Consider the following 7,153-nt stretch of genomic DNA (forward strand, 5'->3'; position numbering starts at 1 on the left):
CCTTGCCTAATAAACAAAACTCGACTCGAAGTAGGATAGGACTGTTCGCCGCCATGTCCATCGGAATTGGAGGCATGGTAGGCGCAGGCATTTTTTCGATTCTCGGGGTAGTGGCGGAGGCGTCGGGAGCCGCAATGTGGCTTTCCTTTCTGCTCGGTGGACTGGTCGCTCTTCTATCCACTTATTCTTACGCCAAACTGGGCGCACGATACCCGTCATCCGGAGGAGCCGTAGAATTCCTTGTTCAGGGGTTGGGCGACGGAGTCCTAAGCGGTGGGATAAATCTTTACATGTGGGTAGGTTACATAATCGCTCTTGCCCTTTACGCCCAGGCTTTCGCTGGATATTTCATGACTTTTTTACCCCACCATTCTATTGGGTGGATCCCCAAAGCCGTTGGGGCAGGAATCGTGCTGCTTTTCATGGCCGTCAATTTCATTGGACCAGGAGTTGTCGGTAGATCCGAAACTTTTATCGTGGCGGTAAAGTTAGCCATATTGCTGTTGTTCGCTGTAGCCGGGCTGTTTTTTATTCAACCGGCATATTTGTCAGTGGCGCACTGGCCCGCGCCCTCTGGAATACTCTTCGGAGCGGGCGTGCTCTTTATCGGATATGAAGGATTCGGTCTCGTCGCAAACACAGCCGAATCTATGGATGATCCCAAAAAATTGCTCCCCAAGGCCCTCTATCTCAGTGTGATCAGTGTTATCCTGATCTATCTTGCTGTATCAATTGCGGTCATAGGGAATCTTCCGGTTAAGGACATCCTGGCGGCAAAAGATTATGCCCTGGCGGAAGCGGCAAAACCATTCCTGGGGAATTTTGGATTTAGACTTATTGCCATAGGCGCATTGTTCTCAACCGCATCAGCCATCAACGCTACACTTTTTGGCGCGGCGAACGTGTCCTACATGCTTGCCAAGGACGGCGAGCTTCCGGAGGTGTTTTCTCACGTGATTTGGCAAGGCGGGACTGGCGGCCTTGTAATCACTTCCGCTATGGTGATTCTGTTTATCCTGTTCTTCGATTTATCAGGCGTGGCCATGATGGGAAGTGGAGCGTTCCTGCTGATTTATGCGTGCGTAAATGCGGCTCATCTCAAGCTGACTTCAGAGACCGGAGCAAAGCGGTCGATAATATGGATGTCAATCTTCGCGTGCCTGGCCATGGCTGGGATCCTTGGTGTTTACATTTACCAGAATTCCAAACCTGCCTTTGTGACCATGATACTATTGATCCCTGTCTGCCTTGTGGCTGAATGGGGATATCGAAAAGTTAGCGGACGCGTTCTCAAAACCAGGTTAAAATAATAGAAATCATTGAAACTGCGCCGTTTTTATGGCCTACCAGTCAAAACGTTGACTGGGACCGCATGCAGGTCCTTTTCGAATGGCACGATTTCAGTTCCCGTGTAGATGAGAATACCTCTGACGAACTTGTTCCCAAGATGTTCCCTGAGCACTTTAAGCCCGTCAAAATCCCGAGGTGATGGGCTGGCTGAGAGCTTGATCTCGACACCGACAACTTCCCCGCCACTCCTTTCAATTACGACATCCACCTCCTGCCCTGCCTGCGAGCGGAAATGGTAAAGTCTCACGGGTTCATCAGACCAGGATGCGTTCTTGAATAGCTCGAGAACCACGAAGTTTTCAAAAACCCTTCCGGCAATTTCTCCGCTCTGCCGAAACCCCTCTTCATCGATACCAAGCAAGTGACAAGCAAGCCCGGTGTCTACCATAAAGAGCTTTGGCGCCTTCACCAAACGCTTTCCCAGATTGGGCGACCAGGCGGGAAGGGTCTGCACAAGAAAAGTCATTTCCAGAAGCGTCAGGTATCGAGAGAGTGTGCTGTTCGGAATCCCACTGCTCCTTGATACCTCCGACTGATTGTGCAAGGTTGCTGTTCGAGCGGCGAGAAACTGGAGAAGTCTCGGCAGAACCGCAAGGTCTTGAATCTGGGCCAGGTCTCTGACGTCCCGGTCAAGGATTGTCGTGATATAGGACTCGAACCAGGCCCGCCTTCGTCGATGAGACGACCTCTGCACGGGCTCTGGGAACCCGCCGGCTACAATGCTCTCCGCGAGATCAAAATCAGTCCCGGGATGGAAACGGTTTGGGAAACCCCTGTCGAAGAAGGCGTCCAGGATGTTCTCTCCACCTTCCTTCAACTCGCTGATGGACAGAGGCCACAGGGTCAGCAATTCCATCCTTCCTGCCAGGGCATCTGCAACCTTTGGAATGGTTAAAATATTTGCGGACCCGGTTAGAAGATAACGTCCGGGCATCCGATTTCGGTCCACGTCTTCTTTGATGGCAAGAAAAAGCTTTCTGACCCGCTGAGCTTCATCTATCACCACAGGTTTCTCAAGGCCGGCGAGGAATCCTGTGGGATCAGCGCTTGCGGCGGAAAAAACCGCGGCATTATCCAGTGTCACGTATCGGGCTGGATATGGCCCATTTGCGATCTTGCGGACGAGAGTACTCTTTCCTGTTTGCCTTGCTCCATGCAGAAAAACAACGGGCGTATCGGACAGAGCATCAAGGATATTGTAGAGAATATTTCGCCTGTACATGGTTATATATTTACCATTACGTGGTGAATATGTCAACTAACAACGAGTTTGTTGATTCTTGGTGTCGATTTTATTCTCCATTTTTTTGCGAGAGTGGCGCAGAAATCTTCAGCTCCAACCTTTGCAGCTACAGCGGATAGTATGAACTGATTGAAGCTAGTGTTGTCCTGTTCGGCGATCAGGAGCGGCCAAAAAGAGGTTTTTCATTAAGGCGTTGACACTCTGACTCGACCAATAGAAAATCTGACCCATCAAACCATTGAAGAGGTTAGGAGCGGAAAATGAAAGAGTATAGTGAAGAACTGGTATCGGTCTTGCGAGGATTTCTCTGTAAGTCAGACTTTCCAACTTTGCAATACGTTGGGCAATTCGGAACGGATGATCAAGTTGTGGATATGACAAACCGAGTAAATATGTCGGCCCAGTCAATCTTTGATCAGAAACCACCAATGGACAGAGAGATAAATTGCTGATAGCCACATCACCAGGCACGGAAATCGTCAACCAGGACAGGAATTCAGGGACCTTGTTGAGATTATGGGCCACGGTTTTGTATCCTGTGACTGCTCTTACTCCGCAATTACTACCGAAGCCTCCCTGAAGTCAACGGTGTAATGGGATAATTAAAGATGACTCAACCATTCTATGAAATTTGTAGCAGAATACGCATCCCGGACAGCCAGGAAGAAGGTGAAATCGGGGATGTATTTGAAACTGAAAATGGAGACTGGGAATACACAGTGATTTGCAATGATGGGACGACGGCCACGGTTTACGAGTCAGAAATATCCTGCATCTGTTCAAGATGACGCTGAGGCCGTTATAAATCTGACTTAAATCAATGGGACATGTTATGAAACACGTCCCTCAGTATCACGTGCAGGGTTCTTCCTTCAAAAAAGGGTCATAATCCAGCCGTAGTTTAGCCAGGATAGCCTCACGAGTTCTTGACATTAATTCCGGAACATCTTTTTCGGACAGTCCTTGGGTCAGGATAGGGGGACAAATGTTCAATTTAATGTGTCCGCGACGAAAAGCGAACGTCTTTTTTGGTAAGACTTTGTATGCGCCGTTACAAACAACAGGCAAAATAGGGATGCCCGTCTGAACCGCCATCATGAAAGCCCCTTTTTTAAAATCCTTTAAATTTCCATCAGGAGTACGTGTTCCCTCAGGATAAATAACAACTGACCATCCACCTTTTAGTTTCTCATCTTTTGCTTTATTCAGCCTCTCTATTGATGTTACAGAGTTAGATCTGTCAATTGGAATTGCGCCCGTAGACCATAAAGCCAATCCCCAAACTGGTATTTTGAACAATTCTCTCTTAACGACCCATCTAAAACGAACCGGCAAGGTAGACACAATTGCAAGTATGTCCGCAAGTCCCTGATGATTGGGAGTTATGATGTAAGACGTATTAGAATCAAGGTTTTCCACGCCACTTAAGGAAAATCTAAGACCCATTAGCTTCGAAATAGTTTTGTTCCATGTTTTCATCATAAAATACGCAAACTTACCTGGTTTAACCAACAAAGCTGATACTAGCATAGGAATTGTTAAAATAGGGGTCAAAACCACCATTCCAATAGCAGTGATGATCATCCTGAACGTGGACTTCTGAGAAGGCTGCAAGGTTTACTCCAATATAAGGTTGAGATGATTGACGAGCTTTGATACCTACAGGTAGCGACAGTCGGGCATAAGCGCTTTGGACAGTAAATTTGTTTTGAACAATCCCCAAAAATTAAGAAATTATTCTATAATCTTTTTTCCCTTAATTCAACAGGTGATTTTCCAGTAAAAATGGGGAAACTTCCTCTGGCCTTGAACGTTGACATGAACAGGAGACGGAGCCAAACTTCCCGTTAGAGGAGGATCAAATGCCTGTTTCTGCTCGTAAAGTCTCTGGGTTTCCGAACCCAAGAAGAAGCAAGAAACTGTCCTGTAAAATAGCCACGTTCCGATTACGAAGCGGGCGGCATCGTATTTTTACCGGGCAAAATTTCCCGGTTGACTCGGTATTTGCTGCGCAGTAGTTTCAATTACAAAATGGAACGGTATAATATAGTTTTCAAGCCGTCCGTAGAAAAAGACCCTCGCTGTTTGCACAAAATCGTATTTACTCGAATCCTCTCAAAAATCCTGCAAATCCAACTTTTCGTCAATCACATAATTCCAGGCTACGCCACTTGCCCCAAGAGGGAGAACGATGATGTTATCCGCCAGGCGATAAGTTTTGTGACCGGGATAGATTACCCACAGGCCAGCCAATTTCAGGTCTTCCATGGCGGCCCTCATGGACCGTGTTAACCGGGGAGCGTCGTGGTACTTGAATTCGACGCCCCAGTTCATTCCACCCCATTGCCATAACAGATCTAGCTCCGAGCCTGCGTGGGTTCGCCAGAAAGATAGTTCCTGCTCCTCGCGGTTCAGGACCCGGCAAACGCATTCCAGCGCAAACCCTTCCCAGGAAGCGCCCAGTTTCGGGTTAGATTGCAGTTGATCCATGGTTTCGATGGACATGAGAGCATGAAACAGGCCGGAATCACGCAGGAACAGCTTCGGTCTCCGCACAATCCGCTTTCCGACATTCGCTGCCCAAGGCTGCAGAAGACGGATCATGAATGCGCCCTCGAGAATCTCGCAGTATTTACGCACCGTCATGTCTGACACACCGAAGGATCGGCCCAGTTCGGAATAGTTGAGGATTTGCCCGTGGTAATGACTCAACATGGTCCAGAACCGTCGCAGGGTTCGAGCTGGGATGGTGATGCCCAATTGAGGAATATCCCGTTCGAGAAATGTTGAAATGTATTGCCGGCGCCAGACAAGGCTTTCTTCGTCCGTCTCAGACAGAAACGATCTGGGCAGTCCTCCCCTCAGCCACAAGGCTTGCTCCTTTGTCAACCCGATATCACTCAACCGGAAACCGGCCAATTGGTAATAGGCTATACGTCCCGCAAGCGTCTCTGAACTCTGTTGAATCAAGTCGCGAGAAGCGCTCCCCAGAATTAGATATCTTTGATCATCGTTGCGGTCCACAAGGAAGCGGAGCAATGGAAAGATGTCCGGCATGCGCTGGATTTCGTCAATGACGATCAGCCCGGTCAGGTTTTCCAGGGCCAGTTGAGGTTGCTCCAGTCTCGCTGCATCTCGTGGATTCTCAAGATCGAACGAGTGATTCGAACTGAATGACCTAGCTAAGGTTGTCTTTCCGCACTGGCGGGGTCCCAGGATCGCCGTCACGGGAAATGCGGCGATCAACTTGGTAACCGCCCGAATGTCCTGATTTCTCTCAATGATTTCCATGGAGGAATGCTAACATATTAGCATTGAAATTTCAAATGCCATATATGATATTTCCAGGTTAGTGAACACTTTAACACCTATTCAAAGCACACAACCTTATTAGTGGGCTGTAGTGTACCCAACTACAGAAATATTGCTAGCCCATTAGCCAGGAAATTGCGCTTACTTAATACGTCGGAAAATCTCAACGATTTGCGGGTTCCGCCAAGGAACAATTTAGAAAAACTATAGGTCAGACAGAGAGGGTCAATATTCTATTAGGGTGAATGACAGGCTGAGATTGTGTTTTGTTTTAAGGATGGTAACGTATACGAATTGGAGCTTGTGGATTACCACAAAGGATAAGGGATAATGGGCACAAAACCATTGATAACACCTGGTGAGATTCTCCTTGAGGAGTTTATGATTCCGTTGAATTTAGGTAAAGAGGATTTATCTGCCCAGCTAAACATGTCACTTATGGAAATATCTGACATTCTGGAATGTAAGAAAGCAATTGATGTAGGCCTTGCTAAAAAGCTCTCTAAAAGGTTTGGCAATTCTCCAAAATTCTGGCTGAATCTTCAAAGTGATTATGAATCCGACAAGAAAGAGATTTCGGAAAACCAATCAACTGATCTCAAATCCTGCTATGCATAAACCGCTGCCCGGAAGTTGAAAACATCTTATTTGCTCGTTTTCCATTCATTCTTTCCCTGATGCCAGCTTGGACTTAGGATGGTTCCCACCTCATTAAACCCCTTTGAACGGCCAATGTTTCCACATTCCGGACTAGGCCGGCGAACGCAGGATCCTGCCAGTTTCCAGGATCATAGCCTGTAAAACCTACGAACGACCTGCCCAGTTCCACAACAAAGCTATTTTCAGATGGAAACTGGCCTGTCGGATTTCGAGGAATCAACGTTTGGATAGATCAAATGCCTGCCAAATTACGCTCAAAGCCCTTAGCCCTAAATGTGTCGACATCCCTCAGATCCCATATTGTTCGTTAACAAGATCGAGCAGGCCGAGTTCCTGCAGCTTTGCCTTAGGAACAAGCATGGTTACGGTAACAACACCGGGCAGTCGTCCGATCTCAACCGCCCCGGAAATTGTTACTCGATTCATGATTTCCTCGTTTGATATTCCAAGCAATTTGGCTGCCCTGTTCAGCGACAATTACACTTGAGCGTCAACGACAATTACATTTGTGCATCTTTCGGTGAGTAGTTGTCTGTTAGAGATGTCCATAATTTGTTGGAAGGGGGCATTGTTTTGCAGACGACTGAC

General features: G+C 47.5%; 8 protein-coding genes. 3 read left to right on the forward strand and 5 right to left on the reverse strand.

Translation table 11 applies throughout. The annotated features are described in order from the left end of the window. Window positions 1-2: 2 nt before the first annotated feature. A complete protein-coding gene (locus WC647_15065) occupies window positions 3-1,310 on the forward strand; it encodes an APC family permease (GenBank protein MFA6223628.1) in 1,308 nt (435 codons plus the stop codon). Window positions 1,311-1,336: 26 nt separating this feature from the next. Here the strand turns inward: WC647_15065 and WC647_15070 are convergent, their stop codons facing one another. Continuing rightward, a complete protein-coding gene (locus WC647_15070; protein MFA6223629.1) occupies window positions 1,337-2,572 on the reverse strand; it encodes an ATP-binding protein in 1,236 nt (411 codons plus the stop codon). Between the two features lie 156 nt (window positions 2,573-2,728). Continuing rightward, the gene (locus WC647_15075) at window positions 2,729-3,118 is read right to left on the reverse strand and encodes a hypothetical protein (protein MFA6223630.1); all 390 of its coding nucleotides are present in this window, start codon (window positions 3,116-3,118) and stop codon (window positions 2,729-2,731) included. 83 nt (window positions 3,119-3,201) lie between these two features. On the opposite strand from WC647_15075, the gene WC647_15080 reads away from it, so the two are divergent. Then, entirely contained in the window at window positions 3,202-3,381 is a 180-nt protein-coding gene (locus WC647_15080; protein ID MFA6223631.1) for a hypothetical protein, read from the forward strand. Window positions 3,382-3,445: 64 nt separating this feature from the next. Here the strand turns inward: WC647_15080 and WC647_15085 are convergent, their stop codons facing one another. Together WC647_15085 and WC647_15090 are read right to left on the reverse strand one after the other, a co-directional pair. Continuing rightward, window positions 3,446-4,207 (reverse strand): lysophospholipid acyltransferase family protein, encoded by a 762-nt coding sequence (locus WC647_15085; protein MFA6223632.1) that lies wholly within the window; start codon window positions 4,205-4,207, stop codon window positions 3,446-3,448. A gap of 501 nt (window positions 4,208-4,708) precedes the next feature. After that, a complete protein-coding gene (locus WC647_15090) occupies window positions 4,709-5,884 on the reverse strand; it encodes an ATP-binding protein (protein ID MFA6223633.1) in 1,176 nt (391 codons plus the stop codon). Between the two features lie 351 nt (window positions 5,885-6,235). On the opposite strand from WC647_15090, the gene WC647_15095 reads away from it, so the two are divergent. Then, window positions 6,236-6,523 (forward strand): HigA family addiction module antitoxin, encoded by a 288-nt coding sequence (locus WC647_15095; GenBank protein ID MFA6223634.1) that lies wholly within the window; start codon window positions 6,236-6,238, stop codon window positions 6,521-6,523. A gap of 330 nt (window positions 6,524-6,853) precedes the next feature. Here the strand turns inward: WC647_15095 and WC647_15100 are convergent, their stop codons facing one another. Beyond that, window positions 6,854-6,991 (reverse strand): hypothetical protein, encoded by a 138-nt coding sequence (locus tag WC647_15100; GenBank protein MFA6223635.1) that lies wholly within the window; start codon window positions 6,989-6,991, stop codon window positions 6,854-6,856. Window positions 6,992-7,153 lie beyond the last annotated feature (162 nt).

It is taken from the genome of Desulfomonilaceae bacterium (genome assembly GCA_041662605.1).
GTDB lineage: Bacteria > Desulfobacterota > Desulfomonilia > Desulfomonilales > Desulfomonilaceae > CAJBEZ01.